At 67.8% G+C, this 24,503-nt stretch carries 20 protein-coding genes; 12 read left to right on the plus strand and 8 right to left on the minus strand.

All coding sequences use genetic code 11. The annotated features are described in order from the left end of the window. The first annotated feature begins 54 nt into the window (after positions 1-54). From ACLNEE_RS04905 to ACLNEE_RS04935, 7 genes are all read left to right on the plus strand, one after another. Positions 55-720, plus strand: coding sequence for a hypothetical protein (locus ACLNEE_RS04905; RefSeq protein ID WP_411422328.1), 666 nt, complete (start codon positions 55-57; stop codon positions 718-720). 1 nt (position 721) lies between these two features. After that, on the plus strand, positions 722-1,474 hold the full coding sequence (locus ACLNEE_RS04910; RefSeq protein ID WP_411422329.1) for a DUF554 family protein: 753 nt from the start codon (positions 722-724) through the stop codon (positions 1,472-1,474). Continuing rightward, complete coding sequence (locus ACLNEE_RS04915; protein WP_411422330.1) at positions 1,471-2,133, plus strand: hypothetical protein; 663 nt, start codon at positions 1,471-1,473, stop codon at positions 2,131-2,133. The genes ACLNEE_RS04910 and ACLNEE_RS04915 overlap by 4 nt, the downstream gene beginning before the upstream one ends. Further along, positions 2,133-3,392, plus strand: coding sequence for a nickel pincer cofactor biosynthesis protein LarC (gene larC / locus ACLNEE_RS04920; RefSeq protein ID WP_411422331.1), 1,260 nt, complete (start codon positions 2,133-2,135; stop codon positions 3,390-3,392). Before ACLNEE_RS04915 ends, larC begins: the two co-directional genes overlap by 1 nt. Next, complete coding sequence (locus ACLNEE_RS04925; protein ID WP_412006840.1) at positions 3,389-4,435, plus strand: lysylphosphatidylglycerol synthase domain-containing protein; 1,047 nt, start codon at positions 3,389-3,391, stop codon at positions 4,433-4,435. Before larC ends, ACLNEE_RS04925 begins: the two co-directional genes overlap by 4 nt. A 91-nt stretch (positions 4,436-4,526) precedes the next feature. Continuing rightward, complete coding sequence (locus tag ACLNEE_RS04930; protein ID WP_412006841.1) at positions 4,527-5,006, plus strand: Fur family transcriptional regulator; 480 nt, start codon at positions 4,527-4,529, stop codon at positions 5,004-5,006. A gap of 54 nt (positions 5,007-5,060) precedes the next feature. Then, complete coding sequence (locus ACLNEE_RS04935; RefSeq protein ID WP_411424549.1) at positions 5,061-6,779, plus strand: SulP family inorganic anion transporter; 1,719 nt, start codon at positions 5,061-5,063, stop codon at positions 6,777-6,779. Here ACLNEE_RS04935 and ACLNEE_RS04940 read toward each other — a convergent pair. Then, entirely contained in the window at positions 6,731-7,789 is a 1,059-nt protein-coding gene (locus ACLNEE_RS04940) for a helix-turn-helix domain-containing protein (RefSeq protein ID WP_411424550.1), read from the minus strand. The two genes, ACLNEE_RS04935 and ACLNEE_RS04940, sit on opposite strands and share 49 nt — an antisense overlap. A 26-nt stretch (positions 7,790-7,815) precedes the next feature. On the opposite strand from ACLNEE_RS04940, the gene ACLNEE_RS04945 reads away from it, so the two are divergent. After that, positions 7,816-9,375, plus strand: a complete 1,560-nt coding sequence (locus tag ACLNEE_RS04945) for an arylsulfatase (protein WP_411424551.1) — start codon at positions 7,816-7,818, stop codon at positions 9,373-9,375. Positions 9,376-9,460: 85 nt separating this feature from the next. On the opposite strand, the gene ACLNEE_RS04950 is transcribed toward ACLNEE_RS04945, so the two are convergent. Further along, on the minus strand, positions 9,461-11,077 hold the full coding sequence (locus ACLNEE_RS04950; RefSeq protein WP_411424552.1) for a mechanosensitive ion channel family protein: 1,617 nt from the start codon (positions 11,075-11,077) through the stop codon (positions 9,461-9,463). A gap of 129 nt (positions 11,078-11,206) precedes the next feature. After that, positions 11,207-12,106 carry an acid phosphatase gene (locus ACLNEE_RS04955; RefSeq protein WP_411424553.1) on the minus strand — a complete coding sequence of 300 codons (900 nt, stop codon included), beginning with the start codon at positions 12,104-12,106 and terminating at the stop codon, positions 11,207-11,209. Between the two features lie 184 nt (positions 12,107-12,290). On the opposite strand from ACLNEE_RS04955, the gene ACLNEE_RS04960 reads away from it, so the two are divergent. From ACLNEE_RS04960 to ACLNEE_RS04975, 4 genes are all read left to right on the plus strand, one after another. Next, the gene (locus tag ACLNEE_RS04960) at positions 12,291-14,141 is read left to right on the plus strand and encodes a bifunctional metallophosphatase/5'-nucleotidase (RefSeq protein WP_411423602.1); all 1,851 of its coding nucleotides are present in this window, start codon (positions 12,291-12,293) and stop codon (positions 14,139-14,141) included. Positions 14,142-14,206: 65 nt separating this feature from the next. Next, positions 14,207-15,196: an META domain-containing protein gene (locus tag ACLNEE_RS04965; RefSeq protein ID WP_411423601.1), complete on the plus strand. Its 990-nt coding sequence runs from the start codon at positions 14,207-14,209 to the stop codon at positions 15,194-15,196. Positions 15,197-15,658: 462 nt separating this feature from the next. Next, positions 15,659-16,864 (plus strand): DUF481 domain-containing protein, encoded by a 1,206-nt coding sequence (locus ACLNEE_RS04970; RefSeq protein WP_412006842.1) that lies wholly within the window; start codon positions 15,659-15,661, stop codon positions 16,862-16,864. A 305-nt stretch (positions 16,865-17,169) separates the two neighbouring features. After that, positions 17,170-18,771, plus strand: coding sequence for a mechanosensitive ion channel family protein (locus ACLNEE_RS04975; RefSeq protein ID WP_412006843.1), 1,602 nt, complete (start codon positions 17,170-17,172; stop codon positions 18,769-18,771). Positions 18,772-18,782: 11 nt separating this feature from the next. Here the strand turns inward: ACLNEE_RS04975 and ACLNEE_RS04980 are convergent, their stop codons facing one another. The 5 genes from ACLNEE_RS04980 to ACLNEE_RS05000 are packed head-to-tail and all read right to left on the minus strand — an operon-like array spanning position 18,783 to position 24,490. After that, positions 18,783-19,916, minus strand: a complete 1,134-nt coding sequence (locus ACLNEE_RS04980) for an HlyD family secretion protein (RefSeq protein ID WP_411423598.1) — start codon at positions 19,914-19,916, stop codon at positions 18,783-18,785. Beyond that, positions 19,898-20,110 (minus strand): DUF1656 domain-containing protein, encoded by a 213-nt coding sequence (locus tag ACLNEE_RS04985; protein WP_411423597.1) that lies wholly within the window; start codon positions 20,108-20,110, stop codon positions 19,898-19,900. Before ACLNEE_RS04985 ends, ACLNEE_RS04980 begins: the two co-directional genes overlap by 19 nt. Next, positions 20,110-22,239 (minus strand): FUSC family protein, encoded by a 2,130-nt coding sequence (locus ACLNEE_RS04990; RefSeq protein ID WP_411423596.1) that lies wholly within the window; start codon positions 22,237-22,239, stop codon positions 20,110-20,112. The genes ACLNEE_RS04985 and ACLNEE_RS04990 overlap by 1 nt, the downstream gene beginning before the upstream one ends. Continuing rightward, on the minus strand, positions 22,233-23,939 hold the full coding sequence (locus tag ACLNEE_RS04995; RefSeq protein ID WP_411423595.1) for a SulP family inorganic anion transporter: 1,707 nt from the start codon (positions 23,937-23,939) through the stop codon (positions 22,233-22,235). The genes ACLNEE_RS04990 and ACLNEE_RS04995 overlap by 7 nt, the downstream gene beginning before the upstream one ends. Further along, positions 23,936-24,490, minus strand: a complete 555-nt coding sequence (locus ACLNEE_RS05000) for a potassium channel family protein (RefSeq protein ID WP_412006844.1) — start codon at positions 24,488-24,490, stop codon at positions 23,936-23,938. Before ACLNEE_RS05000 ends, ACLNEE_RS04995 begins: the two co-directional genes overlap by 4 nt. Positions 24,491-24,503: the final 13 nt, after the last annotated feature.

A 24,503-nucleotide genomic window follows, 5' to 3' on the forward strand; every position in this document is an offset into this window, starting at 1 on the left:
TGCGCCGGCACGGCCTGCGGGCGGTCCAGCCAGGGGGCTCCTACATTGGCCCCCATGCGCCAACACCCCATTCCGCCGGTCACCGAGCCGCTCCAGTACCGGGCCATCGGCGTGGTGCGCGGCACCTACGTGCCGACCGATCCCGACCAGCTCACCCGGGGGGCGATCCAGACCGCTGACGGCACCGCCATCGAGGCCGTCGTGCTCGGCCGCCTGCTGACCCTGATGCGGCGCCATCTGGACCTCAGCCAACCCCACCTCTGGGTGGTGTACCCCCGCTCCCGTGAGGAGCAGGGGCTCCACCTTCAGATGGTGGGCATCTGGGAGCCCAGCACCCTGGCCGATGGGGCTCTCGCCGACGAGCTCCCCGAGGGGGACGACTACTTCTCGGTGCGCGGCGAGCTGATCTACACCCGGCCGGAGACTGGCGACCTGGTGGTCAAGGTGCGGCAGATGCCCCGCGGGGACGGCAGCCGGCCGGTGCCGTTCAAGCTGCAGCTCAAGGGAGAGGTTCCCCTGGAGCACCTCCGCCATTTCGTCTCCCTCAACCTGCGCCGCCAGGGCCAGGAGCTCCAGCTCGAGCAGTGCGAGGTGCTCGAGCCCGTCGTCCAGCGCGGTAACCGGGGGGGCAAGACCCGACGGGAGGCTGGCGGCAAAGCCGGCAAGCCCGCGCCGCGCCGCTCGGGTCCCCGCACGGCGGTGAGTCGCCCCGCCCGTTGAGATGGTTTTCTGGGAGGCCACCAGTGGCACCTGGATCAACGTGCTGGCCGTCCTGGCGGGCAGCCTGCTCGGGGTAGGCCTGGGCGGTCACCTCTCCGCGGCCATCCGGCTGCAGTGGCAGCGCTGGCTCGGCATCATCACGCTGCTGCTGGCGCTGCAGATGGTGCAACCGCTGTGGGATCTCCGGCTGGGTGCCTTCCCGGCGGTGCTGGCTGCCCTGGTCGTGCTGGTGCTCGGCTCCTGGCTCGGTGAGCTGGTGGGTCTGCAGCGCCGGCTGGATCGCTGGCTGCTGAGGTTCGCCGCCCCCGGCGGAGGCCGTTCGCCTGCGGATGGCGGCGAGCGCTCCCCTGCGGACATCGTCTCGGGGGCCTTCGTGCTGTTCTGCATCGGGCCGATCACCCTGCTGGGCTGTCTGCGGAACGGAGCCCTCGGCGATCCCTCCCTGCTGCTGGTCAAAGCTGGTCTGGATGGCCTGAGCGCGGCCGTGCTGGCCTCCGGGGTGGGACTGGTGCTGCTCTGGGTTCTGGTGCCCCTGGCCGTGCTCCAGCTCGGGCTCTCGGGCCTCGGGATGGTGCTGGCCGGCGGTGTCATGGACCCCAGCGGTTCTCCGCTGCTGCTGTTCACCAGTGCGGTCGGCGGCTTGCTGGTGCTGGCCCTGGCGCTGGACCTGCTCGATCTGCCCCACCCCTCGGTGGTGAACGGCCTGGCGGCGCTGGTGCTGGCCCCGGCGCTCGGCTGGGGGATCCAGCCGTGACCTCTCCCCTGCTTGCGGGGGTGGCCGTGGCCGTCATCAGCCTGCTGGCGGTGTTCGGCCCCCTGCTGGGTCTGCCGCCCTGGGTGATCGCCCTGGTCGCCGGCCTCGCGCTCGGGGGCCTCACCGTGGATGCGGCCCGCTTCGGTGGCCGCGGCGGCCATCTGCTCGCCGAGGCCCTGCCGGGTGGTGCGCTGCGGTTGCGGCGCATCGCGATCCATGAAGCCGGCCATGTGCTGGTGGCCTCGCAGGAGGCGATGCCGGTGCGCCAGGTGCTGGTGGGCAGCCTGGCCTGCCTGCGGGCGGGCCTCAGCTCCGGTGGAACCACGGAACTGGACCCGCCGGCCAGTGCCAAGTTGGCCCTGGAGGATCTGCGCCGCTGGAGCCGGGTGCTCCAGGCCGGCATGGCGGCGGAACAGCTCGTCTACGGAGCCAGCGAGGGTGGCGCCGATGATCGGGCTCTGCTGGGCCGGCTCTGGGGCCTTTCCGGCCACGACGTCGACACCGCCCAGCGGGAACAGCGGCGGGCCCGCCGCGAGGTGGACCAGGCCCTGCGGCAGCGACGACCCGATCTCGAGGCCGCTGCCGAACGTCTTCTGGAGGCGGCACCCCGCCTCGGACGCCCCTCCCGATCCCAGCCCCCAGGGCCGGAGGCCGGCTGATGGGCCTGGCCCTGCTGGATTGCCCGACCGGCCTGGCGGGCAACATGCTGCTGGCTGCCCTGCTCGATCTGGGGGTGCCGGAGGAGGTGATCCACAGGCCTCTGGCCGCCCTTGGCTACGGCGGTGCCTATGCCCTGGAGATCACCGAGCGACGCAGCGCTGGATTGCGCGGTCTGCATCTGGAGGTGCTGGGCGGCGCGAACGATCCGCCCCCTCGCACCTGGCAGGCCCTGCGGCGCTGCTTCGAACAGGCCGCCTGGCCTGAAGCGTTGCGCTCGCGCGTGATCGCGGTGTTCACCCTGCTGGCGGAGGCCGAGGCCGCCGTCCATGGCCATGCCCCGGAGCAGGTGCATTTCCACGAAGTGGGAGCGCTGGATGCACTGGTGGATGTGGTGGGGGTCTGTGCCGGCCTGAGCCATCTCGGCATCGACCGGCTGGAATCCACCCCACCGCCGGCCGGGCACGGCACGGTGTCCACAGCCCATGGCACGCTGCCGGTGCCGGCTCCGGCGGTGCTGGAGATGGCCCGCCGCCGGGCGATCCCGCTGGCCTCGGCCCAGGGCTTTCCCCCTGCCGAGCTCACCACGCCCACCGGGCTGGCCCTGGCGGCCTGCTGGGCGGATCGCTTCGCCCTGCCGCCCGCCCATGTCCCCCGCCAGGTGGGGGTGGGACTCGGCAGCCGGGAACTCGATCGCCCCAACCTGCTGCGGCTGGTGCTGGCCGAGACCCTCACCCCGGAGGGGGCGACCCAACCACTGCGCGAGAGCCTGCTGGTGCAGCAGGCCCAGATCGATGACGCCACGCCGGAAGACCTGGCCGCCCTTCAGGATCGCCTGCGCCAGGGCGGGGCCCTGGAGGTCTTCTGCCAGCCGATCGTGATGAAGAAGGGGCGACCGGCCTGGCTGGTCACGGCCCTGGTGCCGCTCGAGGCCGGCGAGCGCCTGCGGGCCCTGTGGTGGCGGCACAGCACCAGCCTGGGGCTGCGGGAGCAGGTGCAGCAGCGCTGGGTGCTTCCCCGCCGGGCGCTGCGGCTCGAGACCCCGCTGGGGCCGGTGCGGCTGAAGCAGGCCCTGCTGCCGGATGGGCGCTGGCGGGGCAAGCCCGAGCATGAGGATCTGCTGCAGCTCGCGGCCGCCCACGATCTGGCCCTCGATCAGGTGCGGGCCGTGGTCAACCAGGCTTTGCTGGATCCTGGAACGCCGGCCGCGTCCTCCTGGGATGATGCCGGCGATGCCGCTTCAGGAGTGACCTGGCGATGAGGGCAAGGCTGGAGGCCGCGGTGCGCTGGGGCCAGGGTCTGCCGAAGGCAGCCGGCCGCTGGCTGGCCCGCCTGCCCGCCCCCCCGGGGGGGCTCGGCCTCTGGATCACCTTGTTGAGCCTGGGCTTCCTGCTGGCGGCCCTGCAGGGCCATGGCCGCCAGATGCTGGAGCTCCGCCTGGATCTGCAGGGCTGGCTCTGGATGGTGCTGGGGGTGGGCTTCAGCCTGCTCAGCCTGGTGGCCAATGGTCTTGGCCAGGGTGTCGTGCTGCGCTGGCTGGGCCTGCGTCCCCGCTGGGCCCAGCTGGCGCTGGTCTATCTCGACACCAACCTGCGCAAGTTCCTGCCGGGTGGGATCTGGCACCTCACCAGCCGGGTGCGGTTGTTCAGCACGGCGGCGGGCCCGCTCGAGCAGCCGGCCTCCCTGCCGGTCGCGGTGGCGGCCACGCTGCTCGATCCCCTGCTCGCCGCCATCGCCGCCCTGGCCCTGGTGCCGTTCGATGGCTGGCAGTCCGGCCTGGCGCTGCTGTGCCTGCTGCCGCTGGCGCTGCTCTGGCCCCGCTGGCTGCGCCCCCTGCTGCAGAGCCTCGAGCGGCGTCAGACCCGTCGCCTCGCCGCCGCCATCGATGGCCCGGAGCTGGCGCTGCCCCCGCCCGATCGGGCCGCGTCGCTGGCCCTGCAGGCGCTGCCCCGCCACTATCCCTGGCTGCCGTTGCTCGCCCTGCTGGGTTTTGTGCTGCTGCGTTTTGCCGGCTTCGCCTGCTGCGTCCTGGCCTTCGACCTGCAGGGCACCCTCGGGCTGAGTGGTTGGCTTGCGGGGTTCGCCCTGGCCTGGACGGCGGGGCTGGTCGTGCCGGGAGCGCCCGGGGGGCTGGGGGTGTTCGAGGCCGTCCTGCTGCTGCGCCTCGGTTCCCAGGTGCCGGAAGCCCCCCTGCTGGCCATCGCGATCAGCTACCGGCTGATGGTGACCCTGGCCGATCTGCTCGCTGCGCTCACCGCCCGTCTCGATCTGGTCCTGGAGCGTCCCCGGGTCCCCACCCCTTGAGCGACCCAGGGCCGCGAGCCGCCATGGCCGCGAGCCGCCATGGCCGCAGTTCGCAATTGGGCCTATTGTTGAGAACAGCCGGGTGATCGTCTTGCCTGCCCCCTCCAACGCCGGAACGGTGGTGGCTGCGGTCCCCACCAGCGAGGGCCTGCGCAGCAGCCTCCACGATCGCGGCCAGCGTCTCACCCCTCAGCGGCAGCGGGTGCTGGCCCTGTTCGAACGCATCGGGGAGGGCACCCATCTCAGTGCTGAAGAGGTGCATCAGCGTCTGTTGCGCGCCCAGGAGCGGGTCTCCCTGGCCACCGTCTACCGCACCCTGCGCCTGCTGAGCTCCATGGGGCTGCTGCAGGAGCTGGAACTGCCCGAGGGGGGGCGTCGCTTCGAGCTGGCCGGCGATGCGCACCGGGATCATCACCACATGGTGTGCGTGGGCTGCGGCCGCACCGAGGAGTTCGAGAGCACGGCTGTGCTGACGGCCGGGGAGGCGGCCGCCGGCCTGCATGGCTTTCGCCTGCTGGATTGCGTCCTCACGGTGCGGGCCCTCTGCCCCCGTTGCGCCGAGCGCTCGTAGCCTGGGGACCCTCTTCCGGGGGGTGTTCTCACGCCTCGGGCTCACCCCGCACCGATGGCCCCTGCTGAAGGCGTTCTCCAACAGCCGTCGGGCCGGGATGCTGGACCCTGGTGGAAGACCTACCGGCGTGCCTGGCTGCGGCCGGATGGCCTCGCCGGGCTGACCACCGCCGCCGTGGTGATCCCCAAGGCGATGGCCTTCGCCACCATTGCCGGCCTGCCCGTGCAGGTGGGGCTCACCACGGCCCTGGTGCCGATGGTGGTGTACGCCCTGCTCGGCACCTCCAGGGCCCTGAGCGTCAGCACCACCACCACGCTGGCGATCCTGGTGGGCACCGAGCTGGCGGGGGGCGTCGGCCGCACCAACCCGGGCGAGGCCTTGGCTCTCAGTGCCCTGCTCGCCCTGTTGGTGGGGGCGATGTTGGTCGTGGCTTCGGCCCTGCGGCTCGGCTTCCTCGCCAACTTCATCTCCGAGTCGGTGCTGGTGGGTTTCAAGTCCGGCATCGGGCTGGTGATCGTGGTGGATCAGCTCCCCAAGCTGCTCGGGATATCCATCGAGAAGGCAGGCTTCTTCCGGGATCTGGCGGCGGTGGCAGCCCGCGTGCCCGCGTCGTCCCTGGTCACGGTGGCCCTCTCGGGCCTGCTGGTGCTGCTGCTCATGGGCCTGCAGCGCCGCTGGCCCCAGCTGCCGGCGCCGCTGCTGGTGGTGGCCGCGGCGGTGGCGCTCAGCGCCGGGCTGGGCCTGGGGGAGCGCGGCGTGGCGGTGATCGGTGCGGTGCAGGGGGGGCTGCCCTCCTTCTCCCTGCCGCCGCTGGGGCTCGCCGGCCAGCTGTGGCCCGCCGCCATCGGCATCGCCGTGATGAGCTTCACGGAAAGTGCCGCCGCCGCGCGGGCCTTCCGGGGCCCTGAGGACCCGGCGCCGGATGCGAACCGCGAGCTGCTGGCCCTCGGCGCCGCCAATGCCCTGGGGGCCTGCTTCGGGGCGATGGCCGCCGGTGGCGGCACCTCCCAGACGGCGGTGAACCGCCAGGCGGGGGCCCGCACCCAGCTGGCCGCCCTGGTGACCGCGGCGGCCGCGCTGGCCACCCTGCTGTTCCTGGCGCCGCTGATCGCCGTGATGCCCCAGGCCGCCCTCGCCGTGGTGGTGGTGGTCTATGCGTTGCCGATGATCGCCCCGGCCGAATTCCTGGCGATCCGTCGGGTGCGGCACGCCGAGTTCCGCTGGGCTGTGGTGGCGTTCCTCGGGGTGGTGCTGCTGGGAACCCTCAAGGGAATCCTGGTGGCGGTGATCCTCTCGCTGGTGGCCCTGGCCCAGCAGGAGATCAACCCGCCCGTCTACGCCATAGGACGCAAACCCGGCACGGACGTGTTCCGTCCCCTCTCCTCCCGTCATCATCAGGACGAGACCTGGCCCGGCCTGCTGCTGGTGCGGGCGGAGGGGCGTCTCTTCTTCGCCAATGCCGACGGGGTGGCGGCCCGGATCCGTCGCTTGATCGAGCGGCACAGCCCCCGGGTGGTGGTGCTCGATGGCAGTGCCCTGATCGACCTGGAATACACCGCCCTCAAGGCCCTCAGCCAGGCGGAGCGTCACTTGCAGCAGCAGGGCATCGAGCTGTGGCTGGCGGGTCTGAACCCGGCAGTGCTAGAGGTGGTGCGACGTTCGGAGCTGGGCGAGCGCCTGGGCCGTCCCCGGTTGCGCCGCAACGTGCAGCGGGCGGTGGAGCACTACCTGCGGGACAACTCCAAGGCGTCGGGCGGCTCACGGTCCGGCTGAGCTGGAGCACCGGGCTGAGCTGGCGCAGCGGGCTGAAGCGGTATCCGGGCCGTCAGGGTTTCGGAGGGCCGCTCGCCGAACAGCACGGCGTACTGCCGGGCGAAGTGGCCCGGGTTGAGAAAGCCCCAGTCGGCGGCGCGCGCGCCGATCCTGATCTGCTTCGCGTCGGCCTCCAGCAGTTCCCGGCGGATGCCGTGCAGCCGCTGCAGCCGCAGGTAGGTCATCGGGCCCATCCCCAGGTGCTCCCGGAATCCCTGGATCAGGCTGCGCCGGCTCGCGTGCACTTCGCGGCAGAGGCCCTCCAGATGCATGGGCCGGCCGGGGTTGGCCTCCATCCACCGCTGGGCCGCCTTCACCAGCTCAATTCGCGAGGGCGGCCGCCGCAGGCCGCCCATGGCCTCCGAGCCATGGGCGAGGGCGTCCAGCACCAGGGGGATCAGGTCGCCGTTCACCAGCCGCTCGAACCCCGCCGCCGGCTCAAGGCTGGGGTTGGCCTCGATGGCCGCGAAGAGCTGGCGCAGGTAGCGGCGCAGCCGGGCGAACCGGCCTGGATCCACCCTGAGCCAGTTCCCGGCCAGCGCCCCTTCCAGCATCGGGCAGCCGAGCTGGTCGGCCCGGCGCAGCAACTCCTCCCGCCCGAGCATCAGCAGGGCCAGGTCGCAACGGCCGAACGTGGTGAGGTGGATCTCGCCGGCGCAGGAGAGACCGAACAAGGCCCTGGGTAGCAGCGGTTGGCCGTGGCTGCGGATCGGCACCTGGGATCGCGCGTTTCCATCCAGGTGCCCATCCAGATCCAGCGCCACGAGTTGGCGCTCTGCAGACTTCGGGCCGGCGGCGTGGATCGCCCGGTCGAGTCGGATGCGCAGCAGCTTCAGCGGGCCCAGCCCCAGAGGCAGCAGTTCTCCCTGCAGCCTGCCCCTGGCCAGCTGGGTGACCGTCACCGGCAGTCCAGCTCCTTCCAGCAGGGCCTGCAGGCGCTCGATGCCGTCAATGGGGCGGGCGAGCGCCATCAGGAAAATTTCGCACTTTCAGAGTGTTGGCCCAGGCCATCCCTGGCCATGGTGCGGGGGTCACCACGGCATTCCTCACCACCATGCCTAACGGCAAGCCCAACATCCTCATCCTCTGGGGCGATGACATCGGCCAGAGCAACCTGAGCTGTTACAGCGATGGCCTGATGGGGTACCAGACCCCCAACATCGACCGGGTGGCCAAGGAAGGAGGGCGCTTCATCCACTACTACGCCGAGCAGAGCTGCACCGCCGGCCGGGCCGCCTTCATCTCCGGCCAGAGCGTGTTCCGCACCGGCCTCAGCAAGGTGGGCCTGCCCGGCGCCGAACTCGGCTACCGCACCGAAGACCCCACCATCGCCGGCCTGCTCAAGCCGCTGGGCTACCGCACCGGCCAGTTCGGCAAGAACCACTTCGGCGACCGCGACGAGCATCTGCCCACCAACCAGGGCTTCGACGAGTTCTTCGGCAACCTCTACCACCTCAATGCCGAGGAGGAGCCGGAGCTGCCCGACTATCCCACGCCGGAGGAGCTGCCTGAGTTCCGCAAGAACTTCGGGCCCCGCGGCGTGCTGCACTCCTGGGCGAATCCCGATGGCACCCAGCGGATCGAGAACACCGGTCCGCTCACCAAGAAGCGGATGGAAACCTGCGATGAGGAGTTCATGGCCGAGGCCAAGCGCTTCATCCGCGATGCGGTGGCCTCCGGTGAGCCTTTCTTCGTGTGGTTCAACACCACCCACATGCACTTCCGCACCCATGCCCGGCCCCAGGATGTGGGCCGCAGTGGCCGTTGGCAGTCGGAGTACCACGACGTGATGCTCTATCACGACGAGTGCATCGGCGAGATGCTCAACCTGCTCGATGAGCTGGGCGTCACCGATGACACCCTGGTGATGTACAGCACCGACAACGGGCCCCACATGAACAGCTGGCCCGATGCCGGCATGACCCCCTTCCGCAACGAGAAGAACTCCAACTGGGAAGGGGCCTACCGGGTGCCCGCCCTGGTGCGCTGGCCCGGCAGGATCGCACCCGGCACGCTGTTCACCGAGATCGTGAGCCACCTCGACTGGCTGCCCACGCTGCTGGCGGCCGCCGGGGAGCCCGAGATCAAGGAGAAGCTCAAGGCCGGCCACCAGGCGGGCAGTCGGCACTACCACGTGCATCTCGACGGTTACAACATGCTCGACTACTGGACGGGTCAGACGGAGAAGAGCCCGCGGGTGGAGTTCTTCTACTTCTCGGACGACGGTGACCTCACCGCCCTCCGCTACGACAACTGGAAGATGGTGTTCATGGAGCAGCGCGCCGCCGGCACGCTGCAGGTGTGGGCCGAACCCTTCACGGCCCTGCGGGTGCCCAAGATCTTCAACCTCAAGACCGACCCCTACGAGCGGGCCGACATCACCTCCAACACCTACTGGGACTGGCTGATGGATCACGCCTTCATGCTGGTGCCGGCCCAGACCTTCGTGGGCCGTTTCCTGGCCACCTTCCAGGACTTCCCGCCCCGCCAGAAGGCCGCGAGTTTCTCCCTCGAGGAGGTGATCGAGAAGATGAGCAGCACGACGGGTCACTCCTGAGGGTCACTCCTGAGGGGACACTCCTGAGGGACCTGGGGCCGGCCCACGGAAGCGCATGCTTCCTGGGGTCGGCCCGGCCTCGTGCTCACTCGGATCCAGCGGGAATCGTTCTGGGATTGCCATTGCGAATGGCGTGATATCCGGGCGAGAGAATCTCGATTCCGGCGGCTGCAAATTCATCCTGGAGTGCTTCCAAGACCCTGGAAAGCGTCTGGCGGTAGCTGCCCGGCTCGCGCACGTAGGCCGTGAGCTCATAACTGATGTGGAAGTCATTCAGCGATGTCTGCAGCACATAGGGCTTGTCGTCCCGGCTGATGCCCGCAACGCTGTACGCAGCTTTCAGCATCAGGCGGTAGACCGTTCGCCAAGGCACCTCATAGCCGATGGTGATGGTGGTGGAGAGGGCAACCGGTTTGCGGATCTCGCGCCGTGAGAAGCTGTAGTTGACCACCGAGGTTCCGATCACGGTGGCGTTTGGAATGCTCACCAGCTCATTGCGAGGTGTCTGCAGGCGGGTCACCAGCAGGGCTCGGTCCTGCACAACGCCCATCACACCGTTGATGTCCACGAGATCACCTTCTCGGAAGGCGCGGGTGTAGATCAGCATCAGCCCGCTCATGATATTGGTGGCGATGGCGCTGGATCCCAGAGCAGCCAGCACACCCAGAAGCAGGCCGGCCCCCTGAAACAATCGGCTGTCGGATCCGGGAATGTAGGGGAACGCCGTCGCCAGGCCAGCCGCTGCCAGGAGCAGAGCGGCCAGTCGTGATGTGGGCGGGGCCCACTCCTGATAAAACCCCGGGATGCGAACGCTGCCGCGTTCCAGGGCGCGGAACCAGGCATTGCTGGCCTTGATCGCAACGGTGGTGACCAGCAGGATGAGAGAGAGGGAGACAACATCGGGAATGGAGGCCACAACTCCACGGGCGACGCCGGCCAGCAGGCCCACCAGTTGTTGGCGCAATTCCCTGGCGGCGCTCTGGGTAGGTGGAAACAGCCCCAGCAGCAACGGAATCAGGAGGTAGCTGATCAGGATCAGCACGGACCAGTGCACCACCTTGCGGGACATCTGGAGCAGGTAACGCACCTGCTCCGGAGCAATGAAGTGCCCGACTCCATGCCGGTTCAGAAAGTCCAGAACGCGCAGCCGACGGCGGGCGATCCATTGCTCCGTCCACCTGTTGATCTGGCCCTGAAGCCGCAGCCAGAGCACATACACCCCGACGAGCAGGCCGGCCAGGGCCAGGGCCCGCAACCAGGACGCCAGGGTGTTCTCGTCCCGGTAGCGGCGGATGGCGGCGCGGAGACTGTCCCGGGTTTGCTCGGCCAGTTCCACCCGGTTCATCCCGTAGCAGGCCGCCACGCGTTGGTTGATGAAGCCGAGGGTGCGTTCGGGTTCTCCGTCCTGACGCATTTCCAGGATCACCTCACCCTCCCCCTCTCTGATCGCGATGGCCTCAGGAGCGATGCTGTGATCACGCGCAATCCTCAGCAATTCCCTGCTGGCTTGATCCGCGGCGTCCTTGAGGTTGTAGGCGCCGGCCGTGGCCCTCAGCTCCAGAATCCGCCGCCCCTGCAGGGTCACATAGGTGGGTTGTTCGGCGCACCCAGGCCCGCGGCGTTCCGGGGCTCCCATCACATAGGCCTGCACATCTTGGGAAACACCAAGGAGCAGCGCGGCGGTGAGGCCGAATGCAACCAAAATCGAGAGCCAACCGCTGAGCCTTGCTCCTGCGCGTCTGGTGGTGCGTTGCCGCGATGGGTGCCCGTGCGAAGGGATCGATTCGCTGCCCGTTGTCTCCTTCACGGTGTTTCTCCGAGATCCGGCGGCCTAGTTGGGCGTTGCCAAGGCTTTGGCCTCGGCCGAGCATGTCTCCGCGGGGGGGGCGTTCGTGCGGGCGAGGTCGGCCCTGCGGGCGCGTTCGATTTCTGCGCGTGCCGCCTCCTTGTCCGCCAGAAAGGCTGCGTTGGTCTGCAGCCTGGCCACGGTCGCGGCTCCCACGACGCGGCCGGCCACCACGTCGCTGTACCAGTGCACATTGCACACGGTGCGGCTTTCGCCAAAGGCCAGGCCCCTGGCCAGGACGGCTTCGGCCCGATCCGGTGCCAGCTCGCTGAGGATCAGCGCCCAGCCCCAACCGACCGCTGTGTGCCCGGAGGGGTAGGAGCCATCCGTGCGCAGCTTGTCTTCATCTCCAGGTGTGCAGATCGGCGCCCCATTGGCCATGAACGGGCGTGGCCGCTGGTAGGTGGTTTTGGCTCCGTAGGTCGAGAGGCCGATGTCGGCGAGGCTGCGCCGCAGCAACTGATAGAGCGCCGGAGTGTCGGTTTCGCTGATGCGGAGGCCCAGGGCGCAGGAGAAGGCGCCGGCTGCTGCCGGAAAGGTCAGATCCGCATCGCGAATCGCCAGGTCCCAGCGCGCGGAGTTGCGCAGGGACACCATGCGCTCGCTCCAGAGCGTGTCAAGCAGTTGTCGAGCTGACGCACCCTCCGGTGCGGGAGGGACGAAATTCAGGCTGTTGAGCCGCTCGGCGGCGGGAAGATAGCCCTGCAGCACGCCCGGCACGAGCTCCTGGATGGCTTCGGCTGAGGGGGGCACGGCGGCCTGGGCCGCGCCGCTGCCGTTGAAGCCTGCGCTGCCACCCAGACCCGCGAGCAGAGGGGCCAGCAGCACCGAGCGGATCCAGAGGCTGCGCGCGTTGGTGGCCGTTCTGAGCAGCGTTAGAAGCATCGGTGATGGGGTCGAGGGGGGTGGCCCGATGGCCTGGCGATGGCTCTGGCCTCGTGCCGTGATCCTGGATCAGGGTTGCGGGTGCTGCAACGCCGGTGGTGGATGGCCTGCCCCGTCGTTTCCAGCCAAGACCGCTGAGCGGAACGTCCATCAGGATTGACTCGCCCTGCGTCTCCTCTCCCTGATGACGGGTGCCTCCCTGGTTGGGCCCGAATCCCAGGCCAATCCCGATTCCAGCCCGGATCGGCGCGTGGTGTCGATCCTCCACACCAACGACATGCACTCCAACGTGGTGGGGGTGGGTCCGCTGCGGGATTACACGCCGCTGCAGACCGGCAACGACGCCACAAGAGGGGGCTATGCCCGCCTCGGAGCCCTGATCGCCGAGCGCCGGCGCGAGCTCGAACCGCGCGGGCCCGTGCTGGTGCTTGACGCCGGCGATTTCTCCATGGGCACCGCCGTGGCGGCGGCCTGTCGTGAGCTGGGGGCGGAGCTGCAGCTGATGGGGGCGATGGGCTACGACGCCACCACCTTCGGCAACCACGAGTTCGACCTGGGGCCCGACGGCCTCGGCCAGGCGATCGCCCAAGCGGTGGCGGCCGGTCCGGTGCCGGCCGTGGTGGCGTCCAACAGTGATCTGGGGGCCAGGGACGACCGGCTGCTGGACCTGCAGCGGCTGGCCCAGGCGGGGGTGATCCGCCCCTCCGCCGTGATCGAGCGCGGTGGCCTGCGCATCGGGCTGATTGGCCTGATCGGCTACGACGCCTTCAAGTACGCCGCCGATCCGGGCGCGGTGACCTTCGCCGATCCGATCGAGACGGCCCGATCCCTGGCCCGGGAGCTGAAGCAGCGCCAGAGGGTGGACATGGTGGTGGCCCTCAGCCACGGCGGCGTGATCCGCGGCCCCGAGGGCCGCTTCGACCGCGGTGAGGACGTCGCCCTGCTGGAGCAGGCGCCCGAGATCGATGTGGTGATCGGCGGGCACACCCACACCCGCCTGGAGCAGCCCCTCCTGGTGGGGGGACGACCGGCGGTGCAGAGCGGCCGCTATGGCGAGCACCTGGGTGAACTGGTGCTGGAGCTGGAGGAGGGCCAGGTGTCGGTCCGCTCCTACCGGCTGATCCCCGTGGATGACCAGGTGCGGGGCGATGCCGCCATCCAGGCACGGGTGGAGGAGTTCCTGCGCCGGTCCGGCGAGGCGGCTTTCGCCTCGCGCGGTTATGCCACCACCCAGCCGCTGGTACGGATCGAGGAGGACTGGCCGATGAACTACGCCGATGTGGCGGGCGGTACGCCGCTGGCGAACCTGTTCACCGACGCCCTGCGGCAGGCCACCGGCAGCGCCATCGCCTTCACCGCCAACGGCATCATCCGGGCTGGGCTGATCCACGGCAAGAGCGGCATTCAGACCGTCTACGACGTGTTCGCTCTGGCACCGCTCGGCGCTGGCGTCGTGGACGACACGGCCGGCAGCGCCCTGGTGACGGCCTGGTTCACGGCGGCCGAACTGAAGAACCTGCTGGAGTTCTTCCTCGTCGATGATCCCAACCATCCCGGCGAATACTTTCCGCGCGTCTCCGGTCTGCGCTTCACCTACGACCCCGGCCGTCCCCGCTTCGATCAGGTGGTGGGCCTGGAGCTGGGGGATCTGCAGCGGGGCTACCGGCCGCTTGATCTGGCCTCCGCCGATCTGCTCAGTTTCTCCACCAGCCTCTACGTGGGGGTGATCGTGGCCGCCATCCCCCGGCTCAGCAAGGGGGCTCTGAGCCTGCAGCCGAAGCTGGCTGATGGTTCTCCCCTCACCAACCGCACCGAGGCGATCGCCGATCCCCGCGCCTCCAGCGGCCCCTACGTGCTGCCTGCGGGGGCCAGCCTCGATCGGGCCAGCACGGCCCTGGATGCCGCCCAGCGGGAGATCAAGGAATGGCAGGCGGTGATGGATTTTCTGCGCCAGAGGCCCGACCGTGGACCTGATGGGCTGCCCCTCCTCCGCAAGGACGGCCACTGCTTTGAACAGCGGGCCATCCGCGTGTAGGGCACGGTGCGTCCGAGCCTCGGTGCGCTGCAGCCGATGATGGGGCAGCCGGAGGTGGATCGCCCATGCGCCCCGTTCTTCGCTGGCCCGGTCGGTTCCTGGCCAGCCTCGCTCCGCTGATCGCCACCGCCACCGCCACCGCCACTGCAACTGCCACCGCCACCGCCACTGCCACTGCCACCGCGACAGCGGCCATGGCTGCACCGCGCCAGCCCGTGCTGGAGAACACGGTCTGGCGGCTGGTGGAGATCCGCCCGATCGACTCCAGCCAGCCTGAGCAGCGTCCGCAGGATCCCTCCCGCTACACCCTCAGCCTCCAGAGCGAAGGGCGCGCTGCGCTGCAGCTCGACTGCAACAGGGCCAGCGGCAGCTGGAGCCTGCAGCCCAACGACGATCCGGTCAGCGGCAGCTTCCGCTTCGGTCCCCTCGCCAGCACCAGGCGCCTGTGCCCGCCGCCGTCGCTCGGGGATGGCCTGGGGGTCCAGCTGGCGGGCGTGCGCGGCTACCGGCTGCTTGGACGCCTGCTGAGCCTGGAGGCTGAGGCCGCTGAGCTGCTGTGGGAGCCCGTGCCCAGCGCGGAGCTGCGCTACCGCGCCACTCCCGATGCCGCCCTGGAGGCTGCCCTTGGTGCCTTCCTCGGCCCCACCCCGGTGGCTGGGGTGCGGACGCGCTACGTGCATGCCGCCATCGACCTCAACGCCGACGGCCGTGAGGAACGGGTGGTGTATCTGATGGGTCCCGCCGTCTGCGGCACGGGGGGCTGCAACCTGCAGCTCTACCGCTCCACCCCGCGCGGCACCGTGCTGCTGGCCGACTTTCCCACCAGCCGCCTGCCCCTGGTGGTGAGCGAGGCGCGCAGCCACGGCTGGCGTGATCTCTGGCGGCTGCAGTCGGGCGGCGGCGCTCCGGCCACCTACGTGCGGCACGTCTTCGATGGCAGCCGCTACCAGGAGCGGGAACGCCTCCCGGCAGACGCGGGCCCACCCGAGGGGATCACCGTGCTCTCCGGCAACCCCAGCCTCGAGGATGGGGTTCCCCTGGCGCCCCAACCGTAGGGGCCCATGGCTGCACCGCTGGTCGGCGTCAGGGGGCTGCGGGCCTGCTGTTCGCTGTGATCGCGGTGTTCAGGAGAGCTTGATGTAACAGGGCTTACTTCGGCTCGCCTCATGCATGACAACTTGGACGCCAAAGCCCTTGAAGGATGGTTGGACGACTTTGGTGCGTCTGTGGATGCGACACGACGCTGGGGTTGAAGTTGGGGCCTGTTGATTGACACTCTCAAGCTGCCGGTGGTTCGCTCCGCATGGAGTGCAACCTCGGATCCACACCTTCGAGACGAATCTGCCCCTTGTCCAGCAGGTGACGCTTCTGGCGGCCTCGCATCGCGAGAGGCCGATGGCTGGCGCCATCCTGCGTGCCACGCCGCTAGGACTGTGGGCATGAAGGTGGCGGGGATGCAGGAGGGTGAGGTGACCCGGGCGATGGCCCCCCGCCCTGAACCCCGCCGACTTCGGCTGTTGGCATGGTCGCTCCTGGGATTCGGCGTGGCGGGCGGCCTCCTGGTTCCGGCTCCCGTGGTGGCCGGGTCAGACCTGGATGAAGCCACCCTGGAAGCCATCCGCCGGGTTGTTGATCCCGCCCAGCGGGCCTCCCTGCTGCTCGATGCCGTGGAAGCCTGTCACCCGGCGCAGCCCTGCCAGGAGGAGGCAACCGAACGGCTTGCTGAGATCGCTGTCGCCATTCGCCGGGTCTCCGAGCGTTTCCGGAAGGTGGAACTGTTGCTTCGCCTCGCCCGCCTGCAGGGTCAGCTGGACAGGCCCCTGCAGGCAGCCACCACCCGAGCCGAGGCCGTTGCACTGGCCGCAGTGGCCGACGGTGCGGAGCGCGGTGCCCTGCTGCTCAAAGTGGGTCTGGCGGCGGAAGATCAGGACGAGCCTGACCAGGGCGAGACGCTGCTGGCGGAAGGGGTCCGAACCCTGGACCCCTCATCCCCACCCAGTCCGGCGTTCCCGTTCAGGCCATTGCCTGCCAAGGTCAAACTCGGGTTCGCCCTGAGTGGCACCACGTTCCGGGACGACACGGCACTGGGCGCCATCAACGTGGATTATTACAAGCAGGGTCAGCGCGAAGATCTGGAACTCGATCTTGCCGCTGCATTGAGCTATGACAGCAGCCGCAGTGAGAACACCTTCAGGCCGAATGGCCTGGGGGTTCTGGTCTTCCGTCGCCATCTTGATGCCAAGTGGAATCTCTTCTTCGCCCAGCTGGCCACGGTGAACAACGAAACTTTCGCCTCCCGAAATGATGACAATGACCTCTCCGTGATCACGGCCTCCTTGGTTGGGGTTGGCATGAATCTCTGGCGTGGAGAGAAGCCGTCGTCATTTGCCGAGGTTCAGCTTGGGGCTGGACTTCGTTATGAATATGAAGAGCTTGACTCGGAAAAGCTTGTCAATCAGATTGCCCCCAATCTTTCGTTGATTCTTCGTGCTCGCGAGCTCAAGCTTGGCAGAGTCCGTCTGAATCAAACCCTGTCGATCGGCAGCCTCATGGACGAGTGGAGCAATGCCTTCATCTGGTCCGTTACCTCGATTCAACTCCCACTCACCGAGCGTTGGTCTTGGACCAACACACTCTTGCTGCGCTATCGCACCAAGCCGGTGGCCAGTGATGACCCCAGCCTGAATGCGAGCTTTGCAACCGGTCTTTCGTACACCTTCTGAGAATCATGTTGATGTGGGTGGCAACCATTCTTAAGTGGTTTCGATTGATGGCTGCCAGGCGATTCTGGACTTCGCTGCTGCTGGTCCTGCTCCTCACGGCTGGGTTGGGTGGGCGGGCAGTAGCTCAGATCATCCCGGATCTGACGGCCATCGAGAACTCGGTGACATCACAGGAATTCATCCCTGTATTCACCCAGGGTAATATTGAAACATCGCCCATCTTTCTTGATGGCCGTATTGTCGGCCTTGTTCCTGGTTACATCAGTATCCGCGCCGATCCCAGTATGGATGCGGCGCGGAGTGAGTTGACTGCCTCGGAGCGTTCGCATGTCATCCATAGTCGTCTGGAGAAATACCTCTCGGCCCTGGAGAAGTACACCAAGCGACGACTCCTGAGTCGTGGGGTCTCTGATCTCAATGCCCAGAGGCGCGATCTGGATCGCCTGCTCAATGTGTTCGTGGAGGAGTCTGCCGATGGCCCCCGCGTGATGGTGGCGTTCCCCAGAAATGATCCCCCGGAACTGCTGTACACCATCACGCCCGCAGACGTGGCGCGGGTGAGGCTGGACAGCTCCGAGCCGACGGCGATCGCCCTTCGCGCCGCCCAGGTGGCCAAGTCGGCCCTGCTTCGGGGCTGGGAAGAGCTTCAGCCTCCCTTTCGCCGGGCGGCTCTGCGACGTGCCCTGATCACGCTGTTGCTGATCGGCGGCATCAGTGCCCTGGTTTTGTTCGGCCAGACGCGCCTCAGGCGTCACCACACGATCCTGTTGACACGACTGCAGGGAACTTCAGGCGGCGGCCCCGATTCTTCGGAACCCGGCCGCGGATTCAGAAAGGTTCCGTTGCTGAAGCGGGTCAACCTGCGCCACCAGATCAGCCTGATCAGCTTCTACCGCTCCTCTCTGTACTGGGGCCAGTGGCTGCTCTGGGCCGCTGGGGTCGGCTACATCGCAGGACTGTTTCCCCAGACCCGTCCGTTTCGAAACTGGCTGATCGGGGTGTCGGTGCGGGGCTATCTGGGTGGAAATGACCCGGTCCCAGTCGGTTGGGCCCCCCTCGACTGGATGTTCACCCTCGGCAGAGAAGCCACGATCGGCCTGCCGGTATTGATTTTGTTGCTGGTACTGATGACCCGCATCTCCATCCGTGCCGGCAATCTTCTGTGTGATCTCTATGTGAAGGAGTGGATGCAGAGCCAGGAGGGCGATCGCAATCAGCTGCGTGCGCCCACGCTGGCACGGGCGCTGAAGGGATGGATTGCCGTGGGTGTGTATCTGATCCTCGGCATGGTGGTGATCTACCAACTGCATCGGCTCGGGGCTGTGACCCAGGCCGTGGCGGTGTTCCTGGGTTTTCTGAGCTTTGCCTTGTCCCTGGCGTCGCAGAACCTGCTCAAGGACCTGATCGGAGGATTCCTGATCCTGCTGGAGGATCAGTATGCTGCCGGTGATGTGGTGATCATCGGTGACCAGGCCGGCTTGGTGGAGCAGGTGGGTTTGCGGGTGACTCAGCTCAGGAATCTTGACGGCGAGCTGATCACCATCCCCAACGGCGTGGTTTCCACTGTTCGCAATCTTTCCAGTAACTGGTCACGGGTCAACTACGCCATTCAGGTGGATGTGGCAGAAGATGCCGATCGTGTGATGGACATCATGAATGCTGAGGCGCAGGCTCTCGCCGAGGATCCGGACTGGCGAGACAGGATTCTGGAGGCACCGGAGATTCTCGGTATTGATGAAATCACCCATCAGGGCATGTTGATCCGCATGCTGATCCGCACCCGGCCCCTCGAGCAGTGGTCGGTGGGTCGTGAGTACAGGAGGCGTCTCAAGAAGGCGCTGGATGCGGCCGGTATCGCCGTGGGCGTGCCGCACCTGGAGGTGCAGGGCCTGGAGCCCCCCCGCTGAGGCCACGGGCTTCAGCGGCTGGCGCTGCCTGTCCTGACCAGCACCGATGCCGTGCTGCCCAGCCGCAGCACCACGCCTGGCGGAAGGGTGTCGAGCTTGATCCTCACGGGGATGCGCTGGGCCAGGCGAATCCATTCGAAGGTGGGGCTCACATTGGGCAGCAGAAATTCACCGGTGCTGCCGTTGTCCTTCGAGATGCCCCAGCCGATGCTCTCCACCTTCCCTTGGAGCGGCTGGTTGGGGTAGCTCATCAAGGTCACCACGGCCTGATCCCCCGGCTGGACCCGGCCAATCCAGGTCTCCCGGAAGTAGGCCTCGATCCAGTGGCTGTTCTGATCCAGCAGGGCGAGGGCCGGCTGGTTGGCCACGGTCTGACTGCCGAGGCGAAGGTTGAGGTTGGTCACATAGCCGCTCACCGGCGCCTTCACCCGGGTGAACTCCAGGTTGAGCTCGGCGTCCCGCAGGGCCGCTTTGGCCGACCTCAGCTGGGCATTGGCCTCCCCCGGGGCGCCCAGCTGGGCGATGGCCTGGGCCAGGGAGGCCTCGGCCTGGAGCAGGTCTTTGTCCGCCTTCAGCACGGCGGCGGCGGCTTCATCCCGGCGGGCTTCAGCCACCCGGAAGCTGGCGGTCTCATCGTCGTAGTCCTTGCGGGAGATGCTGCCGCTGCGGATGAGTTCGTCTGCTCGGCGGAAATTCACCGAGGCATCGGTCAACTGGGCGCTGGAGGCGCGCAGCGCCGACTTCTGCTGGATCACCACCGACTCGGCCTGCTTCACACCAGCTCGGGCCACCTCCACCTGGCTCGCCAGGGATTCCAGGTCATCCCGGGTGTTGTCGAGTTCGGCCCGGGCCTGATTCACCTGCTCGGAGAAGGTGCGGGGGTCGATCTCGAACAGCAGCTGGCCGGCCTTCACAGCCTGGTTGTCGCGGATCGGCAGCCGGATGATCGGCCCGGAGACGCGGGTGGTGATCTGCACCACGTTGGCTCTCACCTGGGCATCCCTCGTCCAGGGATTGCGCACGTAATCCCAGACCTTCACTCCCACCAGTACCGCGGCCACGCCAACGAGGGCCACGGTCACACCCTTGCGTTGCCATCGCGATGTCTTGAGTGCGGCGGGGAGCTTCATGAGGGAATCACCCATGTACTGAGAATGACGGCATAAATCACACTTAAGGCCAGAAATGCGATTGTGGGAGCTTCAATATAGTGATCCCAGCGCAACCGATAGAGGGCTATCAGGGTGAGCCATGCCAGCAGAAGCCCGAGGATGCCGCACAGCAACAGCGGAGGGAAATAGATGCCACGGATCTCAACCTCCCTGGGAACGCGTTCCATCACTGGGCCGGAATCATAGGCGCGATCGTAACAGTACGGTTGCGAACAGACTGGCGAAAGACAGTCAGCTGCTGCATGGATTCTGCCAACCCTCGCGCCACGGCTGCCAGGGCTGGATCGGCTTCCATGGCGTTGCGTTCGATCAGCTCGAGCAGGGACTGCAGGCGCTCCAGGCCGTGCTCACTGTCGTCGAGTTTCAGCTGCTCCACGGTTCCTGCCAGTGCCCGAGCAGCCTCCACCGCGAGCTGATGGGTCTCTGGTCTGCCCCATTGCCTCTGCAGCTCCATCAGCAGCAGGCTCGCACACCAGGCGGCCTGGTTCACGCTGGCAATCGTCTCGGCGGAATGACCAAATCTGGAGAACTTCGATGAGCGGCTGACCTGATCCATCAGGGCGGGGAGTCGCCTCAGTTCCTCGCTGAGGAACCTCCTGCGTTGCTGCCGCAGCATCCCTTGAAGGCGGTCATGGCGCTGGCCAGGTGCCAGCAACAGGGCGTGCATGGCCGCCACCGTTCGGCGCAGACGCACCAAAGCCCCCAGGTACTGGTCTTCCGGCAAGGCCGACCAAGGAATCTCCTGCAGCACGGCAATGATGCCGCAGGCAATCACGATCGCCACGGTGCGATCCAGGAAGCCGATGAAGTTGAAGCTCTGCTGGTTGGTGATGCCAAAGGTGATCAGCATGAAATCGATGGACAGCGTCCGTATGGGCCGCTGCTGTCCTGTCACCACGAAGGTTGTGATGATGTAAGCGGCCAGCAGAGTGGCGAGCTGGGTGTATCCCTCGAGTTTCGGCAGCACAGTCACGTAGACAATCCCCGCCGGCACCAGGGCGATCAGCACAGCGGGCAGCAACTGCTGGGCGCGCATCCCAGCCAGGGCCAGTACCGCGCTGAACACGGCGGTGAGCGTGATCAGGCCCGTGCCGCCGGGCAGGTCGGGAACGAACATCCACAGCAGTGCTGCCACCCAGATCGCCAGGGCCATGCGAACGCCCACCTTCAGCCGCTCCGGATTGAGGGTCCATGGCTGCGGCGCCGGGGAGGGGATCGGCGCCTGATCCCGGGGATCCTGGGCCAGCCTTCCGAACAGCTGTTCCAGGGCCGTGGTGCTCTGCTCCACCCGTTGCAGCTGCTGCATGGCCAGGGTGAGAGCTGCCCGATCGCTCGCCGAGGACGCTGCTGGCCGGAGTGTCGGCGGCTCGATGGCCTTGTCGCCCTCAGAGACGCCCTCAGAAACACCCTCAGAGACGCCCTCTGTGGCGTCGGCCAACCGCTCCAGCCGTCGTTGCAGGGTCTGGGCCTCAGCGAGATGGGCGTCCAGGTAGGTGGTGGTGCCCACCGGTCCGAGCTGGCGCAGGGTGAGCCGCCAGCCCGCCAGGCTGTCCAGCAGTTCGCCGAAGCGCTGCTGCACGCGGCGCCAGCCGCCCCGTTGCCGAGCAATCCGGGCGCTCTCATCGATGGCCGGCAGCAGCAGCACCTCGAAGCGTCCGAGAGCGGCGCGCAGGTCGGCCAGGGTTTCAGGAGGGTTCGGTTGGCCTTTGGCCTCGGCCCGCACCGCCGCGACCACCCGTCCGATCAGATCCGCCAGCTTGCCGGCCAGATCCCGGATGTAACTCTCGAACATCTGGCGGTTGCCTCGCCTTCCTGCCAGCAGGGCGATCAGCACGATGCAGGACACACCGGTGAGGTTTTCCAGGAACCGTTCGAGGGCCGTGGCGAAGTCGTTCACGGCATCCACCGATCCGGCACTGATGGCGATCACCGGGCACACATAGGCGGCCACCCGCCACGCATAGCCATGGCGGCTGGCCAGCATGTGGTAACCGCAGAGCCCCACATACAGCGAGAGGGCGGTGAAGAACCCCCAGCGATCCTGGGGGAAGAGGGCGATCATGGTGATCGCGGACACGGCGGCTCCCACCGTGGCCGCCAGCCGCAGCCGCCCCTTGCCCAGGGTCGCCGCCTCGCTGTCCTGGCTGATGGACATCACGGCGATGCCCGCCCACTGGGGGCGCTGCCAGTCCATCGACAGGGCCACCCCGACAGCCAGAACCACGGCCAGGGCTGTTCTGAGGCCGAGCCAGAAGTAGGGGGCCCGTTGCCGAGCCCACTCCTGCAGGCTCAGCATGGGCTGGAGCTGGGCTCGAGCGCCTGCTCCAGGGCGTGGAGCGCCTTCTTGAGGGAGGGGAAGGTGCCGACGCTGTTGGCACTTGCACCGATCCCGAAGCTCCGCAACTCCTTCACCATGGTGGAAGAGGCGGTCACCAATGCGGTGCGCACACCACGGCTGGCGAGCTCTCCGGCCAGCTCCTGCAGGGACTTGCCGGCGGAGTAATCGATGTCGTCGATCCCCGAGGCATCCACGATCAGGCCTCGCACGGGGCCGTCAGGCTGGTTCACCACCGCCAGCACTTCTTCGGTGAAGCGGTTGGCGTTGGCATAGAAGAGGTTGGCCTCGAACCGGTAGGCCACGATGCCCGGGGCGGCGAACCGGCCAGGCCCCACAGGCAGGGTCTGCCAGGCCGTGCCTTCGCCGTTGGGGCACCACAGGCGGGTGCGCGGGCGATAGGTGTGACGCACCTGCTCGATCAGCGAGAGCACCACGGCGAGCACGATGCCCTGGAGCACACCTACCTGGGCCACCGTGATCGCCGTGGCCAGGGCGATCAGGAATTCGTTGCGCTGCAGCTGCCACAGTTCCCGCAGACCCTCCAGGTCGACCAGCTTCACGCCGATCAGGAAGACGATCGCGGAGAGCACCGCTGCGGGGAGAAGAGCCAGTGGGCCGGTGAACACCAGCAGCACGAGCAGTACCACCAGGGCGGCGCTGAGGTGGGCGATCTGGCTGCGGCCGCCGGCCTCATCCACCATCTCGGTCTTGGTGGGGCTGCCGTTGACCACGAAGCTGCCGCTCAGGCCGGCGACCAGGTTGGCGCTGGCCAGGCCCACCAGATTCACGTTCTCGTCGCAGCGCTCCTGGTAGCGCTGGGCGTAGGCCCTGGAGGTGGCGGCACTCTGGGCCAGGATCACCACGAAACAGGAGGCTGCCGTGATCAGCACCTGGTTCCACGGCACCCCTGCGAGCGGGGGCAGGCCCAGCTGGGGCAGCCCGCCGGGAACGGTGCCCACCACCGGCAGGCCGCGGGCGGGAAGGTCGAACAGACCGCTCACGGCAATGGCGCCCACCACGGCGATCAGCGCACCGGGAACCCGCGGATAGCGCCGGCAGCCCACGATCAGCGCCAGCACGGCCACGGACACCAGGAGGTGGTCGGTGCGGGTCTCCCCGAGCCTGGGCAGCACCGACAGCACCTGCTGCAGGGCACCGCTGCCCTGCTTGGGGAGGGCGAACAGCCCGCCGAACTCCCCGGCGGCCACCTGCAGACCGATGCCGCTGAGCAGGCCGATCAGGGCGCTCCGGGACAGAAAGTCGGCCAGAAAACCGAGCCGCAGAACGGCGGCCAGCACCAGCAGTACCCCCACCATCACCGCCACCAGGGTGGTGAGGCCCACGTAGGCGGTGGAGCCGGGATGGGCCACTCCCGCCAGCGTGGCGGCCAGGATGGCGGCGGTGGCCGAATCGGCCGCCACCACCAGGTGCCGTGAGGCCCCAAGCACGGCGAAGGCGAGCATGGGCAGCAGCATCGTGTACAGCCCTGTCACCACGGGGGTCTGGGAGATGCGGGTGTACCCCATCACTTCAGGAATGGCCAGGGCCGCGAGGGTGATCCCGGCCACCACATCGGCGGCCAGCTGGGGGCGCTGCAGCGGCAGGATGCCGCCGAGCAGAAGCCTGGGAGAGTGGTGGTTGAAGGGGTTGTTGGTCAAAACGGCCTGCTGGGATCGGTCTGGTGGGAATCCCGTCGCATGGCGATGATCTTCTGGCTCACGGCCACCAGAAGGGCCGCGCTCCAGCCGGCCATGAGGATGCCGACCAGGGCTTCGAAGGATCCGAGCAGACGATAGTGCGATTGGAGAGTGACGTCTCCATACCCGAGGGAGGTGAAGGAAACAGCGGAGAAGTACAGGGCCTTCTCCACGTCACTCAACGCACCGAGCTGCAGATAGAGCAAGGCCCAGGCCACGATTTCCACGGCCATGGCAACGAAAGTGATCAATGCCGCCAAGGCGATGACCACCACCTGGCGAAGCGTAGACCGCGCCATCCAACGTCGCAACTTTTCGTTGTGGTTCCCGGCGATGATCACGGTTGTGAGCAGGATGTGAATCACCGTGCAGATGAAGATCATCACCACAGCCAGGCCAAACTGACTCAAAAGGAGCGCCGATGTGACTTCGACCTCCTGCAGCTCTGAGTTCTCGGACGCCCGCAGCGACCCGGCTCCCATGGTGATGCCGATCCCCGCCAGCCCCCCCATCACCCGTGATGCC

This window comes from Aphanothece stagnina RSMan2012 (assembly GCF_046764815.1).
Classification (GTDB): Bacteria; Cyanobacteriota; Cyanobacteriia; order PCC-6307; family Cyanobiaceae; genus NIES-981.